Below are 15,491 nucleotides of genomic sequence, written 5' to 3' on the forward strand. Positions count from 1 at the left end.
AGACAATGGGCGCAAGGCATTCACGGGTCAACCAGTGTCACCACCGGCTACTGGCAATACAGAGCCGGTGATATAACTTGCCTCGTCTGAAGCGAGGAACAGAATCGGCGCAACCTGTTCGTCAATGCTTCCGTAACGCTTGAAAAAGCTTGATTCAGTGACCTGCTTTACCGCATCGCCCATCCAGATTTTTTCCTGCTCGCTGTCGCCGGCGCTGTTGCGAGGGATGCGTCGCGGAGGCGCGTCGGTCCCGCCCGGCGCAGTGGCGACGACACGGATGTTGTGTTCCGCGTATTCCATTGCAAGCGATTGTGTAATCGCGTTAACCCCGCCCTTGGCCGCCGAGTAGGGTACGCGGCGGATACCGCGCGTGGCATTCGAGGAAACGTTAACAATGGTGCCCCCGCCGCGCTCAAGCAGGTGCGGCAGAACTGCATGACAGGCGTACAACGTCGGCATGAGTGAGCGGCGAATTTCCGCGTCAATCTGCGTGGGCGTGAACTCGGCGAACGGACGCATGCGAATCGCCCCACCGACGCCGTTGACAAGAATGTCGATGCCGCCAAATTTGCGCACCGCAAAAGCCAACGCCGACGCCGCACCTTCGTAAGTTTCGAGGTCGGCGATGAACCCTGCCGTGTCCGCGTCGTTGGCTTCGGCGGCAACTTCAGAGACGAAGTCGGCGCGATCGACGAACAACACCTTGCCGCCTTCGGTGGCTGCGCGAAGCGCTACCGCGCGACCAATTCCCTGTGCGGCGCCGGTAACCACCATGACCTTGCCAGCAAAACGTTGCGTGCTCATGGGGTCCTCGACGTTGCGTTGGGGGTGAATTTTTCGTAGTGGAAGCTGTTAGGCTTCACGCCGTTGTCATCGAAATGCTTGCGCACGGCATCGACCATCGGTGGCGGCCCGCATAGGTAAACGTCGACGTCGCCGTCATTCAAGGCTTCTGGCGGCATATGCTGCGTCACCCAACCCTTGCGGGGGTGGTTCGAATCCGCTTCGGCCACGACAGTGGCATAGCTGAAATTCGGCAACCTCGCCATGTACGCTTCGATTGCCTCGACCTGCACGAGGTCGAGGTCTCTCGTCACCCCGTAAATCAGGTGGACCTTCTGTTGCGAATTAGTGCGCGCCAGAACTTCCAGCATCGACAGGAATGGTGCCAAGCCTGTGCCGCCGGCGAGGAGCAGCAAGGGCCGCTCCACCGCACGCAGATAGAAACTACCGAACGGCCCTGTCAGCTCCAGCTTGTTGTTCGGCTGAGTGGAATCGAGCCAGGTGCTCATCACCCCACCAGTGATCCTTTTAATGAGGAAACTGATTTTCGATTCGCCCGGTGCCGACGAGAAAGAATACGAACGGTGCTGACCGCTGCCAGGAACATCGATGTTGACATACTGACCCGGCAGGAATTGCGGTGCGGTCGCATCCACGTCCAGTTCGAGCACAATAGCCGCATCATTGTGCTGTTCGATCTTTGATACTGTCGCGGTGAACCGGCCTTGCTCAGTCTTGCATGCAACGGACGTTGCCGGCACCGCAATCACACAATCGCTTTCTGGCACCATCTGACATGTGAGTACGAGACCATTCTTCTTCTCATCCACGCTCAGTGCATCTTCTATGTAATCGTCACCCAGGTCGTAGAGTCCACTTTCGGCGCGGCACTTGCAGGTACCGCACACGCCATCGGAGCAATCCATCGGCAGGTTGATCTTTGCACGAAAGGCGGCATCGAGTACCTTCTCGCCCGCCTTACATGTGACCAGGCGAGTCACGCCGTCTTCGAAATTAAGTGCAATGTTGTAGCTGGCCATCTTGCCTCCTGTACTTCTAATTTCCTCCAATGCGCGACATCAAACGTGATAAACGTCGAGCACCTGGCGGATGTAGTCGTCCTTCAGCACGATTCGCTTGTGCGCAATCAACAGTTCATCGTTGAGTTGTCGCAGAGTCACGAACATCGTGCCGAAAAATTGGTCGGTGGTTTTGTAGCGGTGGCTGAGCGTGTTGAAGTTGTAGCGCACGTCCACTTCGTTGCCACGCTCGGCCAGCACTTCCACATTGGTAACGTTGTGACTGGTACGCGGTTCAGGCATCGAGGCACCGCTTCGTTCGGTCTTGACGCGAAACACACGGTCTTCCAGGCCGCCACGGTCGGCGTAATACATCAGCGAAATCTGACTATCGTGGTCATCGGTAAGCTGGTCGTCGTCATCCCATGCCGGCATCCAGTAGGTGACGTCCTCGGCATAGCAGGCAAGCCAGTCGTCCCACTGACGATCATCCAACAGGCGCGCTTCACGGTACAGGACGGCGCAGATTTTCTGGTAGTCGAAGCTCATGCTACCGCCTCCTCTTGTTCCTTCTTCACTGCCTCGCGCATCACCCGGACCCAGTACTCGTGCTGGCACACGAACAGGCCTTCGTCTTCACTGCGCTCACCGGAGATAAGCGGCTTTAGACCCATACTCTTCGCATTTGCGTCAGGACCTTCGACCCACAACGGCGCCCCGCGCGAAAGGTCGTTCCACAACGCAGTGGTGCCGGCATAGCCAGCCTGGCAGGCGCGAAACTCTTCAAGGTCATCCGCGGTACCCATGCCCGAGACGTTGAAGAAATCTTCATACTGGCGGATGCGGGTAGTTCGGTCGCTCGCGCTCTCGCCTTTCGGAGCGAAACAGAAGATGCTGACCTCGGTCTTGTCTACGCTGATTGGACGTACGACGCGAATCTGGGTACTGAACTGGTCCATCAGGAACACGTTCGGATACAGGCACAGATTCCGGGTCTGGTTAACGATGAAGTCCGCCTTTGCTTCGCCAACACGCTCCTTGATTTCGTCGCGGTATTGATAGACCGGCCGTACTTCCGGGTTCATCGTCTTCGTCCACAGCAGGATGTGGCCGTGGTTGAAGCCGTAGACTCCGGCTACCGACCTGCTCCAACTGTTCGCGTCCACAGCCTTGGTGCCATCGACCTTGCGGCGGTCCATCGTCGCGGCATAGTTCCAGTGGACGGTGCTGACGTGGTAGCCGTCGCAGCCGTTCTCCATCTGCATCTTCCAGTTGCCGTCGTAGATGTATGAGGAGTTGCCCCGCAACACTTCCAGCCCGTTTGCAGCCTGGTCGACAATCTGGTCGATGATGACTTTCGTCTCGCCGAGGTAGTCTTCCAACGGCATCACGTCCGCGTTGAGACTGCCAAACAGGAACCCACGGTAGCTCTGGAAACGGGCAACTTTCTTCAAATCGTGAGAGCCGTTGGTATTGAATTGCACCGGATATTCGGTGGTCTTCACATCCTTCACTTTCAGTAGCTTGCCGGTGTTGGCGAAGCTCCAGCCGTGGAACGGGCAGGTGAAGGTACCTTTGTTGCCATGCTTGCGTCGGCACAGCATCGCGCCTTTGTGCGCACAGGCGTTGATGACCGCATGCAGTTCGCCGCTCTTGTCGCGAGTGACAACCACAGGCTGACGGCCGATCCAGGTGGTGTAGTAATCGTTGTTGTTGGGAATCTGGCTTTCGTGCGCCAGGTACACCCAGTTGCGCTCGAAGATGTGTTTCATCTCGAGCTCAAACAGATCGGCATTGGTGAAGATATCGCGACGGCAGCGGAATACACCGCTTTGTTTGTCGTCCTGAACGGCGGCGTGCAGCAATTCATCCAGTGGCCTGGCTTTGTCGAAAATGACAGACATGTTTGCTCCCACCAATGCGCGCTCCAGGCGATGGAGCACGCGCATCGGTATAAAGAAAGTCTTGCGGTGAATCGAGCGGCAGCAGTGGTATGACGTAGCCGCCGGGCTGAACGGTTACGTCGTGCTAATGCACGCGAGCGATGGACGACCTGGTTTCCTTGCCCTGAACAGCACGGTCAGCTCCATGTCCTTGTACGTGTCGGCATTCATGCCACGCGGAGGGCCGCCAGTCTTTGGATCACATGCGGAATCAAATCCTCGTTGGATGTGCGGCATCGTCGGCTCCTAAATCTTTCTATTTTGTGCTGGGGTTAACCCTTGATTTGCCTTTGGTTCTAATATGCTCAGAAGGTATAATTGGCGGCTAAAACAGAGTGTAAATGCAGGATAATGGGCGCAATAACGCCCCGTCCAACACTGATTTAGTATGGGGCTATATCCTGGAGGTATTGAGATGGAGCTGCGGCATCTTCGCTATTTCGTAGCAGTGGCCGAGGAACGCAATTTCACGCGCGCGGCGCAGCGATTGCATATGGCTCAACCGCCTCTGAGCCGTCAGATACAGCAACTTGAAGAGACGCTTGAGGTACAGCTATTTCAGCGCAACTCACGTCCGTTGAACCTGACAGAGACGGGTAAGTTCTTCTATGCCCACGCCGTGCAACTGCTGGCTCAGACAGCCGAACTCGAATCAATGACGAGGCGCGTGGGCAACATCCAGCGCAGCCTCTCTGTCGGCTTCGTGGGTTCGACGTTGTACGGCATGCTGCCGAAAATCATCCGGCGTTTCCGCGACGAGAACGCCACAGTCGAACTCAGCCTCCACGAGATGTCGACAATGGACCAGATCAGAGCGCTGAAAGACGGTCGAATTGATGTCGGATTTGGCCGCATTCGCCACGAAGATGCGAGCATCCGCCGAGTGATTCTTCGCGAAGAGAAGATGATTGTTGCGCTTCCAGAAGGGCATCCACTTTCACTCGCCAAGCCCATCCTGGCCCTCAGCGATCTGGTCAATGAGACTCTGATCATTTTCCCGAAGGCGCCGCGTCCAAGTTATGCAGACCAGGTGCTTTCGGCATTTCAGGACCGCGCTCTCAAGCCTCGCCGAGTCTATGAAGTACGAGAGTTGCAGATTGCACTAGGTCTCGTAGCCGCGGGCGAGGGAATTTCCGTGGTGCCGAGCAGCGTGTACGGCCTGAAGCGAGACGATGTGAGCTACAAGGAACTGGACGACCCCACGCTGGTTTCCCCGATCATTATGAGCATGCGCATGCTCGATGAGTCGCGAGACATTCAGGAAATGCTTGAACTTATCTACCGGCTGTACGAGGAAGAAAGCGTCCCCCATGGGCCACGTACCGACTGAGGGCGGCAATGTTGTCTCGTTCCGACGTAGCCGCCACCTTGGTAGAAAGACTCGTCCCAGCGATAGTTGACTCGATTAACTCGACTAGCGCGCACGAGGCCGATCAGAGGCTTTGCGTTTTATATGGCAGGCTTTAATTGGCGGCCGGTTGTTTCAGCCGCACTCTCGTCGAGAGCGAGCTCTATGAACGCCCGTGTTGCCGCGTTTCGATAGGCATTTTTTCGCAATAGCAACGCGGCGGTACGCTGCGGCAGCGCCGGTTCCATTTGCACGAGACAGAGTTCGCTGTGCTCGCGTGCGATCGCGGCCGGAAGCACCGTTGTGAGCGTGCTGCGGCGCACTATCTCGATGACCGCGTTGATCGAGTTCACCTCAATCGAAATGCGCGGCGAAATACCATGCCGCCTGCAATATCGGTCGATATATTGACGGGTCGCGAACTCCTCATTGAGCAGAACAAGGGCCTCTCTCTCGAACTCGTTCACTTTCAACGGGGAGCGCCGCTTCGCGTGCGGATGGGATCTGCCGACCACCATCGCAAGGGCTTCGACGAATAGGGTCTGGGCCTCTATGTCAGGCGTGTGCGTCTCATCGAAAGCGATGCCGACGTCAAGCGCATCCTCGTTCAGGAGTGCCTCCATCCGGTCCTGCGGCATCTCGAGGATGTTCAGTGCGACGTTCGGATACTTGCGGTTGTATTTCTCCAGCAACGGACCCATCAGGTATGCGGTGAAGGTCGGCGTCATCGCCAGGCGCAGCGAACCGCGGCTTAGTTCCTGCACGTCGTGGATCGCCCGCTTGCCCGCCTCCAGCTCCTGGAGCGCCCGCTTCGCGTAGCGTACATAGGCCTCACCGGCGTCGGTCAACTGGATCGTGCGGCCGGACCGGTCGAGCAGTTGCGCTCCCAGCGTGTGCTCGATCTGTCTGATCTGTTGCGACAGCGTTGGCTGCGACACATGCAGCGCCTCGGCCGCGCGCGTGAAGTTGCGATGCTCCGCAACGGCCAGAAAATACCGGATATGCCGCAGCAGCATGGGCGCCCTCGAAACTATTGGTGTGGCCTATCGGGAGAATAATAAACCGGTCTTGGACACTATAGTCCGATCCGCGCATCCTTGGTCCATCTGTTCTCGACCAACCCCAGACGGAGCAAACCATGCAAGACATCATCGACGGCTTCCTGAAGTTCCAGCGCGACGCGTTTCCGCAGCGTTCCGAGCTTTTCAGGCAACTGGCCACCAGCCAGAACCCGCGTACCCTGTTCATTTCCTGCTCGGACAGCCGGCTCGTGCCGGAACTCGTCACGCAGCGCGAACCCGGTGACCTGTTCGTCATCCGCAACGCCGGCAACATCGTACCCTCGTATGGGCCGGAGCCCGGCGGCGTGACCGCCACGGTCGAATATGCAATCGCCGCGCTCGGCGTCACTGATGTGGTGATCTGCGGCCACTCCGATTGTGGCGCAATGACCGCCATCGCAACCTGCAAGTGCCTGGACCATATGCCAGCCGTGCGCAACTGGCTGCATTACGCGGATTCGGCGAAAGTCGTCAACGACGCGCGCGAGCACAGAAACCAGAGCGAGCGGGTCGACTCGATGGTCCGCGAAAACGTGATCGCCCAACTCGCGAACATCAAGACGCATCCTTCCGTGCGTCTCGCCCTCGAACAGGGACATCTGGCCCTGCACGGCTGGGTGTACGACATCGAAACCGGTTCAATCGATACGCTCGACGGCACGACAGACCAGTTCGTTTCTCTCGCTGAACATCCGCACACCTGTGCGACCCCGGTCCGACTCAACCTCGCTGCCTGACCAGCTGCTTTTCCACTTCATTTAATGACAAGGAGCATCACCATGACGCAATCCCAATACAGCCAGGCCCCCCGTCAAGCGCTGACCGACGCAATCATCGATGCAAAGGTTCGCAAGGACCTCACATTCGAGCAGATCAACGAAGGCACGGGCCTTGGTCTGGCCTTCGTCACCGCCGCGCTGCTCGGCCAGCACCCGCTGCCGGCCAGTGCCGCGAAAGTCGTGGGCGAGAAGCTCGAACTCGACGAAGACGCCATTCGTCTGCTGCAAACCATCCCCGTGCGCGGCAGCATTCCGGGCGGCGTGCCGACCGACCCGACGATCTACCGGTTTTACGAAATGGTGCAGATCTACGGTTCGACGCTCAAGGCGTTGGTCCACGAGAAGTTCGGCGACGGCATTATCAGCGCAATCAATTTCAGGCTCGACATCAAGAAGGTTGACGATCCGGAAGGCGGCTCGCGCGCCGTCATCACGCTCGACGGAAAATATTTGCCCACCAAGCCGTTCTGAGCAATCCGGGGAGTCGTTCCGCCAGGCACGACTCTCACAAAATTTATCGGAATTACGTCTTATGACGCGGTGAACCGTGTGCTCTCAAGATCTACCGGTTTCGAAGGAATATTTCAATGAACGATTCCGCAGCTCCACCAATAGGCCCCGGCCCTGGCTACGACGCCATGGTGTCGAATGGTTCTGTGACGGAGATTCGTGACGTCGAAAATATGCATGAAAAGTCGGCTGATGCGCGGGAGACAACATGGGTAGTTGCTGCGATGGTCGTCATAGCGATGGCGCTTCGACCTGGAATCGCTTCAATCGGCCCGGTATTGCCGCTCATCAGTCGAGAATTTTCACTTTCGCATGCGATGGCATCGTTGTTGACGACCATTCCGATCCTGCTGATGGGGGCGTTGGCGCTGCCGAGCCCGTGGCTGGCGCGGCGATTTGGCAGAAATGGCGTATTGCTTGCCTCTCTCGTCTTACTGTTCTTCTCGATGGCAGCGCGTACATTCGCGCCGAACGTTGCGGTGCTTCTTCTGACTACAGCGGGCGTAGGAGCCGGAATAGCGATAGCCGGAACGCTGTTCGCGGGGCTTATCAAGTCTAGATTCCCAACGAAAGTGGCCATGATGATGAGCATTTATGCGATCTCACTTGCGTTCAGTAGCACTGTCTCCGCTGCGGCGACTGGTCCGATTGCCGCGATCGCTGGCGCAAACGGTTGGCGATTTGGAACAGGTATCTGGACCCCTGTCGCGCTGATTGCGGTTTTAGCGGGGCTCGCGATCCTTGTACGGGAAAGGCGGGAACCTGCCGTTGTAATCAGCAAGACCGCGCGTGCCGCACGATTGCCACTGACCAACGGGACAGCGTGGCGAGTCGCACTGTTTTTCGCTTGCGACAATTTCTTGTTCTTCGCGTTGTTGGCCTGGGTCTCACCAATTTATTTGGAGCACGGAATGTCTGCGGCGTCAGCAGGAATTCTGCTTGCAACCTACACAGTGGCGTTTACGATTGCGATTTCCGTGTTTGGCTCATTAAGTCGAAGACATGACCGTCGTGGATGGCTCGCAGCATGTGCGGCCCTCGCGGGAGTAGGGACTCTGGGTTTGGCATTGGCGCCGTTACTCATGCCCCACGTTTGGATTGCCATTGCTGCGTTTGGTCTAGGCGGCGGCTTCACACTCGGGATGACCTTGCCACTCGATAGCGTACATGACGCAGACGAAGCCAATACCTGGAATGCATTCGTCCTGACGGTTGGTTATCTGATTGCGGCCGCGGGACCTTGGCTTGTCGGCTCGCTGCGAGACATGACTGGCGCTTTTCAAGCTCCAGTCTGGCTTCTGTTTGGCGTTGCACTAGGAATGCTCGCGTTGACACCGTTCCTCGCACCTCATAAGGCCGAGGCGGCATACTGATTAACTTTCCTCTGCCGATTGATACTGGCCGAGGCTGCCTGGAACTCGCTTTCCCGGAATGGGATAGCGCTCGTCAACTTCAAGAAGCGCTGGGCGTCCAGATCACGGCGTATCGGGCTGTGGTGTCCAGTTGCGCCATTTCCGCTAACACCTAAGCAAGCTCAACAAGCTGCGGGCTTGATCGTCAGTGTCATTCTTTCCTCGTCTTCGGTTGTTCGGGCTGCGGATCACGTCCGCGTTGCGTCGGCGCCCTCGTACACGCATCCGGAGGCGTCACATAGGTCACGTCGTTGCAGCAGCACGCATAGACCGGGAATCCGTACGCATTCGTGCGGATGATGGTTGTTGGCCCGTGCAATGGGCACACCGCGTTCATGTCGCCTCCTGAAACTCATGGTCGACCGGTTATATCGTACACGCGACTCGTCTGCGCGGCACGGCCAAATACCGGTTCGACCAGTCAGGACAATGGAAGCGTTATTGCGGACCCGGCGAGCCCGCTCGTAGCCGGGTGGCGGTGGCTCGCTCTTTGGTCGAATTAGCTCGAATTCATCGACATGACGGCGAACGGCGGCTAAGGTTGTTGCTGTCGCCAACAGGCCGTTGCAGGCCGCCAGTGCGCCGTCGTCGTCCGTGTATTCCGCTGCGCCACGTCTCGGTAGCATTGAGGGAGATGCAATCAATGGACACAAGAGAATCCTCGTTATTCGCCGCGCTCCTGCCAGTCAGGTCGGCACACGATGGCGGCAACGACCCGAATGACGGCCTGACTGGAACTGTTCCGGTGGACGTCCCAGCCACAACAGGCAAAGGCACACATACCTTTTCGTTCAGTCAGGATGGCGAAAGCTTCCTGCTCGACGGTGAGCCTTTCCAGATCCGCAGCGGGGAGATGCATCCCGCCCGCATCCCCGCCGAATACTGGCAGCATCGCATCCTGATGGCCAAGGCGATGGGGATGAACTGCATCGCCCTCTACGTCATGTGGAATTACCACGAAACGAGTCCGGGCCTTTTTGATTTCCGCACAGGGAACCGCGACGTCGAAGCATTCATTCGACTGTGCCAGCAGGAGGGAATGTGGGTGTTGCTGCGACCGGGTCCCTATATCTGCGGCGAATGGGATCTGGGCGGCATTCCGTCGTACCTGTTGCGTTATCCGGACATCCGGCTCAGGACCGACTCCGCTAACGATCCTCGCTACATGTCGGCGGTCGCTCGCTACATCAGGGAGCTGAGCCCGCGCATCGAACCACTGCTGGTGAGTAACGGTGGACCGATCCTGATGATTCAGATCGAGAATGAATTCGGCTCGTACGCGAGCAACCCGGCTTACCTTGAAGAGATATGGCAGCTCTGGCTTCGGGAAGGGATACAGGGGCCGTTTTATACCGAAGATGGCATCAGGCAGCTTGAACAGAATCGCACGAACGTCACCGGCGGCGCGATTGCATTGAGCAATGGCGATGCGGCGCAAATCGCGGCCGTCGGGCGGGAATTTCCGGCCATTCCGGTGATGGCCGGTGAAGTGTATCCAGGGTGGCTCACTCATTGGGGCGACGAGATTCTGCAAGGTACGGCCGTCGATATTTCCGGCACGCTAGAGGCGTTCATGCAGCTGAAGCTGTCGTTCAACCTTTACGTCATTCACGGCGGCACCAGCTTCGGCTTCTATGCTGGCGCAAACGTGGATGCCGAGTCAGGCGAATATCAACCCGACATTACCAGCTACGATTACGCGGCACCCATCAGCGAGCAAGGTGTGGCGACGGCGAAGTACATGAAGTACCGCGGCGTCATCGCCCGCTATCTCTCGACGCCGCTGCCCGATATACCCAAACCCGTTCCGACGATCAGCCGCAAAGGAGGCCAGGCCTTGATGCCGGCACTTTGCACGTCCATCTGGGACAACCTGCCTGTCGCGCTCCCGGCCGCGCAAACCGTCGACCCACAGCCGTTCGAGTTGTACGGTCAGGCGTTTGGTTTCGTGCTGTATCGCAAGACGCTGCGGGGCTATCGCGATGGTGTGCTGGATATCAAGCATGTTCACGATTACGCGACCGTTTTCGTCGGCGAGCAATACGTAGGCGGCGTGTCGAGAGCTTTCATGCCAGAACATTGCGCGCAGCCGCTGAATGTGACGCACCACGCGCCGCTCGCGGTTCCGCTTGTATCGTCGTCGCCGGACTGCGACGTATCATTGGATATCTTTGTCGAGGGCATGGGACGCGTGAACTATGGCCACGCAATGATCGACCGCAAAGGCATTCTCGAACCGGTCACGCTGCAGGATGAGGGAGGTTCGAGCGACACGCTTACCGGCTGGGAAGTCTTCCTGTTGCCGATGGATTCCGCGTTCATCGCGAACTTGCGCACCGTCTGTGCGAATCCTCGTAAGGCCGGACTGTTTTTCAAGGCGATTCTGCCGCTGGATACACTCGGCGATACCTATCTCGACATGCGTAACTGGACCAAAGGTGTGGTCTGGGTCAACGGGCACAATCTGGGTCGTTACTGGAATATCGGTCCGCAAAAGCGCCTGTATTGCCCTGCTCCGTGGATGAGGCAGGGTGACAACGAGATCATCATCTTCGATCTGCATCAGATTGAAGCGAGACCGGTTGCGTTGGCGCGCACGCTATCGTAAAGAAGGCACTGAGGCCAACACCGGGAAATTCGCGGCCAGCTCCATTACCCATCGCCGCCGGCCGGTAGCAGCTCCAAAGTGAGTACTTCGAAAGGCGCGAGCGGGATACTGTGCGGCCGGTGCTCATCCAGCACCGGCGGAATCTCCGAGGCATGGCCGCGCCACAAGCTGCGCGTCAGGAATCGTCCCGCCGCGCCGGCCGGCAACTCCAATTGCCTATGCAGATCGAGCACGAAGCTCTGCGCCCGGCTGTCGGCATTGCGCAGGGTGATGATCGCCTTGACCGGCGACCATGCAGCCCAGCCGTACACCTCGAGTCTATCCGGCGCACCGCCAATCCAGTGGCTGTCGCGCAGCACCTCGGCGTTTGCTCGGGCCCATCTGGCAGACTCGGCGAGAACGTCCCAGTCGCCGTCGCGCAGCAGCGACGGCGTGATGTACAGCTCCTGCAGTTGTGCGCCGCTGCCGAAGTACGAATGCACTTCATTTGCGAAGTCCTGGCCTTGAGCGGTATTCAACCGATCGTTGCACTGCGCGTAGATGATGCCGTGGAGCATCAGTGAGTTAAGCGGAAACAGCGGACTCCTGATTACGACGTTGCGGTAGGTCTGTGCGTCACGGTAGGTAATCCAGCGTTCGCGATTGCTGCCTACGCCGGCCAGGTCGTCATCCTTGCCGCCGCGCCAGATCGAATCAGCGTAGCGTAGCCAGAACGGCGATGGATAGGTGCCGACGGTGAGGTTGATGAAGGTATCGGGGTTGGCCTCGCGGATGTCCTCGATCAACTGGATCGCCGCGTCCCAGTCGCTGCTGAAGCGGCTGCCCGGGACCACTGTGTCAGCGCTGCCGGTGCCATCGAACTTGAACTGGTTGATGCCGTGTTGCGTGAGCAGTTCCATCACGGCTTCATGAAAGCGTCGATAGTATTTCGGCCCCGACAGCGCGAAGCGGTCATCGATGACCTCGTATCCTGCTGCGTGGCCCCGCTTCACGCGTTCCTGCCGCGTCGAGCCATAGCCACCCCACGGTGACAGCCACACGCCCGGCGCCGCGCTGTACCGCGCGGCGGCGTCGCGCAGCGGCACGAATCCTTGTGGAAAATCCTTGCCGAAATGCCAGCTGCCGCTGTAGTCATCCCAACCGTCATCGAACAGGAAGGAGTCGAGTTGTACGCCGCGCTTGTCGTGCAACTCGCGACCGATGTCGTCGATGCGTTCGAGCGCTTGCTCCTGCGTGTACGGCATGAGGTAACCGATGTCGTACCAGCTGTTGTAGTGCAGGAACGGGCGGTACGGATGGGCTCGTTCGCGTTCGAGATAGGCCGCGAAATCGCGGCGTAGCTGGCCGTCTCGAGTCACACCCGCCACCGCCGAGAAGACCCAGGTCTTGCCCTTTTCCAGCGGCAACGCCCGCGACAGGATGAACCTGATGGTGTCGCCGCAAATCTGGCTTTCCGACAACGGAAGCTCGAAACCGAGGTAGACGTTGCCCGCTATCACAGGTGTTCCCTTGAACTCACCGCCGGTTTGCGCACCGGACACCTGCGTCTCCAACAGCGAAACGGTGGCAATGTGCTCGTCCGTGCGGATCGCGGTAATTGCCACCTGCAAACGCAAATACTGTGAGCATTCGCGTTGCTCCACGCTCCACTCCACCCGCAGGCGACTCTGTTCGTCACCGAGGACGGCACGCACGCGTCTGCCGGCGATCCGTTCGGCCAGTCGAGACGCCGTGGGATTTGCCGTCAGCATTTCTTCGCGCAGTGGCGCAAGCTGCTTCAGGTCGGCAATGCCCAGTGTGCGACCGTCAGCCAGCGATAGAGCAAACGGCGCGGTGACCGGCAGCGTGCGCACGTGCACGCGGTCGGTCAGGGCGAAATCGCTCAGATGCTGGTGCCTGACGGTCCAGTTCAAGGCGATCGCCGCGTTACCGAAGGAATGTCGGTCACCGCTCGTGTGGATCACGGGCATGCCCGGATGCGGGGACGCAGTTTCGTTGGCGTGCATTTGTGGTACCTACCGTGCAGCATACGCCGCTGATCATTGCAGTAGTCGTGCTTTATAGGGCATGTTGGCAGCCACACCGAATTGGCTTCGCTGCCTGGCAGTTCATCATTGACGGTGAAAAAAGCATCAGAGGCTATGTCGCTATTGAACCTTTGGGTTGGGGGCTGCTTTCTGCGATTGTGTATCTGCAACGGGGCGATAGTGCCTGGGCGCTTTGCTCGAAAACGGTCATTGCGGAAAGACTGCGCCAGAGAGAGGGCGAACGTCCGCCCGAATTTCAGCCCTCTGGACTACCAGTCGATACGGTGTTTTTCATCAGTTTCACGATGACGACGATCATCGTCCACATGAAGATACTGACTGGTGGTCGTGAGCGAGGCATGCCCGAGATTGTCACGCACGAGCCGCAAGTCGACCTGCTGGTCCGCCATATGCGAGCCTGCGCTGTGCCGCAGCCAATGCGCCGATGCCTGCCCGAGCTGATCGGCTCGTGGTGCATGCGTTTCGCCGCGAGCGCGCAGCGCGTCGGCTGCCTCGCTGAAAACCTGTTTGACGATGCGATGCAGCGCGGCACGTGTCAGCGGCTTGAGCGACTGTCCAATCGGCAGTATCAGGGGCGTGTCTTCATCCGGCGAAGGGAGTGCCGGCAGTCCCCGTTCGCGACGGTACGCCCCGAGCTCCGCCATCATTTCCGCTGTAGCCGGTACCAGCCGCTCCTTGCCGCCTTTGCCCAGCACTTCGAGCCACCATAGATCCTCGCCGTTCGCGTCGCGCCGGCAGAAAAACCGGCCCATCGTGTTTTCGCCTACCTCAGTAATGCGCAGGCCACCCAGATAGAGCAGGGTGAAGAGCCAGCGCACGCGTGTGTAGTGCTCCCGCTCGCGGTCCGTTTTTTTTGGCATCGCCTGAATCGACGTCTTCACCTCGAGCCATAGCTCGGGCGACAGATAACGGGTGATGCGCGGCTTGGCGCGCCGTGCGCGTTGGCGCGAAAGCGAGAGCGGATTGCCGGCGAGGTAACCCGCCTGCACCAGCCACGCGAACATGACGTTGAGAATCACCATTGCCTGGCGTTGGCTGGTGGCGGAGAGCGGCCCGTAAAACGGCAGCCAGCGGGGATCGCCGCGTGGGTGCTTGCGACCGCCATTTGCAGTCCATCGCGCTGCCGGCTGCGGGTCGGCGAGAAAGTGCTGATAGACCAGCAGGTCCTCGTGGGTCAGCGACGACAGCGGCTTGCCCATCTGCAGCACGGACCACAACAGCAGCCGTTCGGCTTCCTTGCGGTAGTTGTCGAAAGTGGTCTTCGTATCGACGAAGCGGGCCAGCCATGCGCGGATCGCGTCGAGATCATTACGGGCGGCGATCTGCGCGGTGCCGTTTCTGGAGCGATTGTTGCCATCACTGCCATCCAGTTCAGACGGGATGGTCAGGTTTTCGATGGGCTGCGGAGGGAGCAGCAGGGCGGTCATGGGCGGCTTCAGGTGGCAGGTTGGTGTCGGCGCGTTTGGATGTGCATCGATTCCAATAATATCAACATTATAGGCCTAATGTCAAAATAGTAACGCACATTAACTAAATATATGACGGTTTACGTTATATTATTGTCGAAAGCCGCGGCGATATGAGGGGGCGCAGGGCGTCAGCAACGGCGGCAACGTGCGGCGGATCGTCGGCCTGCCAGCGTGATCTGCCCGTCGTTGGCCAACCGGGGAGAGAGAATGTGACTCAGATCGAAACGCTAGCCGGAGAAGGTTGCTGAGCGATACACAGCACTGGAGGACGCTGGTCGTCGGGGCACCGAAGCACTCCGCTTAACCGACCCGCCACTTCTTCACGAGGACCCATCGTCGTGGGATGCATGGTGTCCACCACCGTGTCGGATGTCCACGTCGCGAGCAACTCGAGGTTGCATTGAGGAAGCGGTGTTGTAAGCAGTGGTCGCGAGTCATTCGTCAACCTTGATAAAAGCCGCGGGCATCGACTTCAATGGTACCGGCCAACGAAAAAAAACCGCCCGGGCCT

12 protein-coding genes are annotated in these 15,491 nt (G+C 58.7%); 5 read left to right on the forward strand and 7 right to left on the reverse strand.

Annotation, left to right across the window (positions count from 1 at the left end):
• Positions 1 to 27: 27 nt before the first annotated feature.
• From benD to P0D84_RS47945, 4 genes are read right to left on the reverse strand one after another with little or no spacing between them, the layout of a single operon-like run.
• Entirely contained in the window at positions 28 to 804 is a 777-nt protein-coding gene (gene benD / locus P0D84_RS47930) for a benzoate diol dehydrogenase BenD (protein ID WP_408351401.1), read from the reverse strand.
• The gene (gene benC, locus P0D84_RS47935) at positions 801 to 1,823 is read right to left on the reverse strand and encodes a benzoate 1,2-dioxygenase electron transfer component BenC (RefSeq protein WP_408351404.1); all 1,023 of its coding nucleotides are present in this window, start codon (positions 1,821 to 1,823) and stop codon (positions 801 to 803) included. The genes benD and benC overlap by 4 nt, the downstream gene beginning before the upstream one ends.
• A gap of 39 nt (positions 1,824 to 1,862) precedes the next feature.
• Positions 1,863 to 2,351: a benzoate 1,2-dioxygenase small subunit gene (gene benB, locus P0D84_RS47940; protein ID WP_408351407.1), complete on the reverse strand. Its 489-nt coding sequence runs from the start codon at positions 2,349 to 2,351 to the stop codon at positions 1,863 to 1,865.
• Entirely contained in the window at positions 2,348 to 3,706 is a 1,359-nt protein-coding gene (locus P0D84_RS47945) for a Rieske 2Fe-2S domain-containing protein (RefSeq protein WP_408351410.1), read from the reverse strand. The genes benB and P0D84_RS47945 overlap by 4 nt, the downstream gene beginning before the upstream one ends.
• A gap of 454 nt (positions 3,707 to 4,160) precedes the next feature.
• Between P0D84_RS47945 and P0D84_RS47950 the strand changes: the two genes are divergently transcribed.
• A complete protein-coding gene (locus tag P0D84_RS47950; protein ID WP_408351413.1) occupies positions 4,161 to 5,075 on the forward strand; it encodes a LysR family transcriptional regulator in 915 nt (304 codons plus the stop codon).
• A 119-nt stretch (positions 5,076 to 5,194) separates the two neighbouring features.
• Here the strand turns inward: P0D84_RS47950 and cynR are convergent, their stop codons facing one another.
• Complete coding sequence (gene cynR / locus P0D84_RS47955) at positions 5,195 to 6,109, reverse strand: transcriptional regulator CynR (RefSeq protein WP_408351416.1); 915 nt, start codon at positions 6,107 to 6,109, stop codon at positions 5,195 to 5,197.
• Between the two features lie 122 nt (positions 6,110 to 6,231).
• Here cynR and P0D84_RS47960 point away from each other — a divergent pair, with 122 nt between their 5' ends.
• The 4 genes from P0D84_RS47960 (at position 6,232) to P0D84_RS47975 (ending at position 11,463) form a co-directional block, all read left to right on the forward strand.
• Positions 6,232 to 6,891 (forward strand): carbonic anhydrase, encoded by a 660-nt coding sequence (locus tag P0D84_RS47960; RefSeq protein ID WP_408351419.1) that lies wholly within the window; start codon positions 6,232 to 6,234, stop codon positions 6,889 to 6,891.
• Between the two features lie 42 nt (positions 6,892 to 6,933).
• Positions 6,934 to 7,404, forward strand: a complete 471-nt coding sequence (gene cynS, locus P0D84_RS47965) for a cyanase (RefSeq protein ID WP_408351422.1) — start codon at positions 6,934 to 6,936, stop codon at positions 7,402 to 7,404.
• A gap of 116 nt (positions 7,405 to 7,520) precedes the next feature.
• A complete protein-coding gene (locus P0D84_RS47970; RefSeq protein ID WP_408351425.1) occupies positions 7,521 to 8,816 on the forward strand; it encodes an MFS transporter in 1,296 nt (431 codons plus the stop codon).
• A gap of 784 nt (positions 8,817 to 9,600) precedes the next feature.
• Positions 9,601 to 11,463: a beta-galactosidase gene (locus P0D84_RS47975; RefSeq protein ID WP_408351964.1), complete on the forward strand. Its 1,863-nt coding sequence runs from the start codon at positions 9,601 to 9,603 to the stop codon at positions 11,461 to 11,463.
• A 44-nt stretch (positions 11,464 to 11,507) separates the two neighbouring features.
• Here P0D84_RS47975 and P0D84_RS47980 read toward each other — a convergent pair whose 3' ends face one another.
• Together P0D84_RS47980 and P0D84_RS47985 are read right to left on the reverse strand one after the other, a co-directional pair.
• Positions 11,508 to 13,469 carry an alpha-galactosidase gene (locus P0D84_RS47980; protein ID WP_408351428.1) on the reverse strand — a complete coding sequence of 654 codons (1,962 nt, stop codon included), beginning with the start codon at positions 13,467 to 13,469 and terminating at the stop codon, positions 11,508 to 11,510.
• 290 nt (positions 13,470 to 13,759) lie between these two features.
• On the reverse strand, positions 13,760 to 14,938 hold the full coding sequence (locus P0D84_RS47985; RefSeq protein ID WP_408351431.1) for a tyrosine-type recombinase/integrase: 1,179 nt from the start codon (positions 14,936 to 14,938) through the stop codon (positions 13,760 to 13,762).
• Between the last annotated feature and the right edge of the window lie 553 nt (positions 14,939 to 15,491).

This window comes from Paraburkholderia sp. RL17-337-BIB-A, assembly GCF_046025895.1.
GTDB classification, from domain to species: Bacteria; Pseudomonadota; Gammaproteobacteria; order Burkholderiales; family Burkholderiaceae; genus Paraburkholderia; species Paraburkholderia fungorum_C.

Excerpts from the sequence above, each read along its gene's own strand:
- P0D84_RS47985 (WP_408351431.1), bottom strand. The coding sequence starts at position 14,938 with ATGACCGCCCTGCTGCTCCCTCCGCAGCCCATCGAAAACCTGACCATC.
- P0D84_RS47945 (WP_408351410.1), bottom strand. The coding sequence starts at position 3,706 with ATGTCTGTCATTTTCGACAAAGCCAGGCCACTGGATGAATTGCTGCAC.
- P0D84_RS47980 (WP_408351428.1), bottom strand. The coding sequence starts at position 13,469 with ATGCACGCCAACGAAACTGCGTCCCCGCATCCGGGCATGCCCGTGATC.
- benC (WP_408351404.1), bottom strand. The coding sequence starts at position 1,823 with ATGGCCAGCTACAACATTGCACTTAATTTCGAAGACGGCGTGACTCGC.
- P0D84_RS47950 (WP_408351413.1), top strand. The coding sequence starts at position 4,161 with ATGGAGCTGCGGCATCTTCGCTATTTCGTAGCAGTGGCCGAGGAACGC.
- benD (WP_408351401.1), bottom strand. The coding sequence starts at position 804 with ATGAGCACGCAACGTTTTGCTGGCAAGGTCATGGTGGTTACCGGCGCC.
- P0D84_RS47970 (WP_408351425.1), top strand. The coding sequence starts at position 7,521 with ATGAACGATTCCGCAGCTCCACCAATAGGCCCCGGCCCTGGCTACGAC.
- cynS (WP_408351422.1), top strand. The coding sequence starts at position 6,934 with ATGACGCAATCCCAATACAGCCAGGCCCCCCGTCAAGCGCTGACCGAC.
- cynR (WP_408351416.1), bottom strand. The coding sequence starts at position 6,109 with ATGCTGCTGCGGCATATCCGGTATTTTCTGGCCGTTGCGGAGCATCGC.
- benB (WP_408351407.1), bottom strand. The coding sequence starts at position 2,351 with ATGAGCTTCGACTACCAGAAAATCTGCGCCGTCCTGTACCGTGAAGCG.
- P0D84_RS47960 (WP_408351419.1), top strand. The coding sequence starts at position 6,232 with ATGCAAGACATCATCGACGGCTTCCTGAAGTTCCAGCGCGACGCGTTT.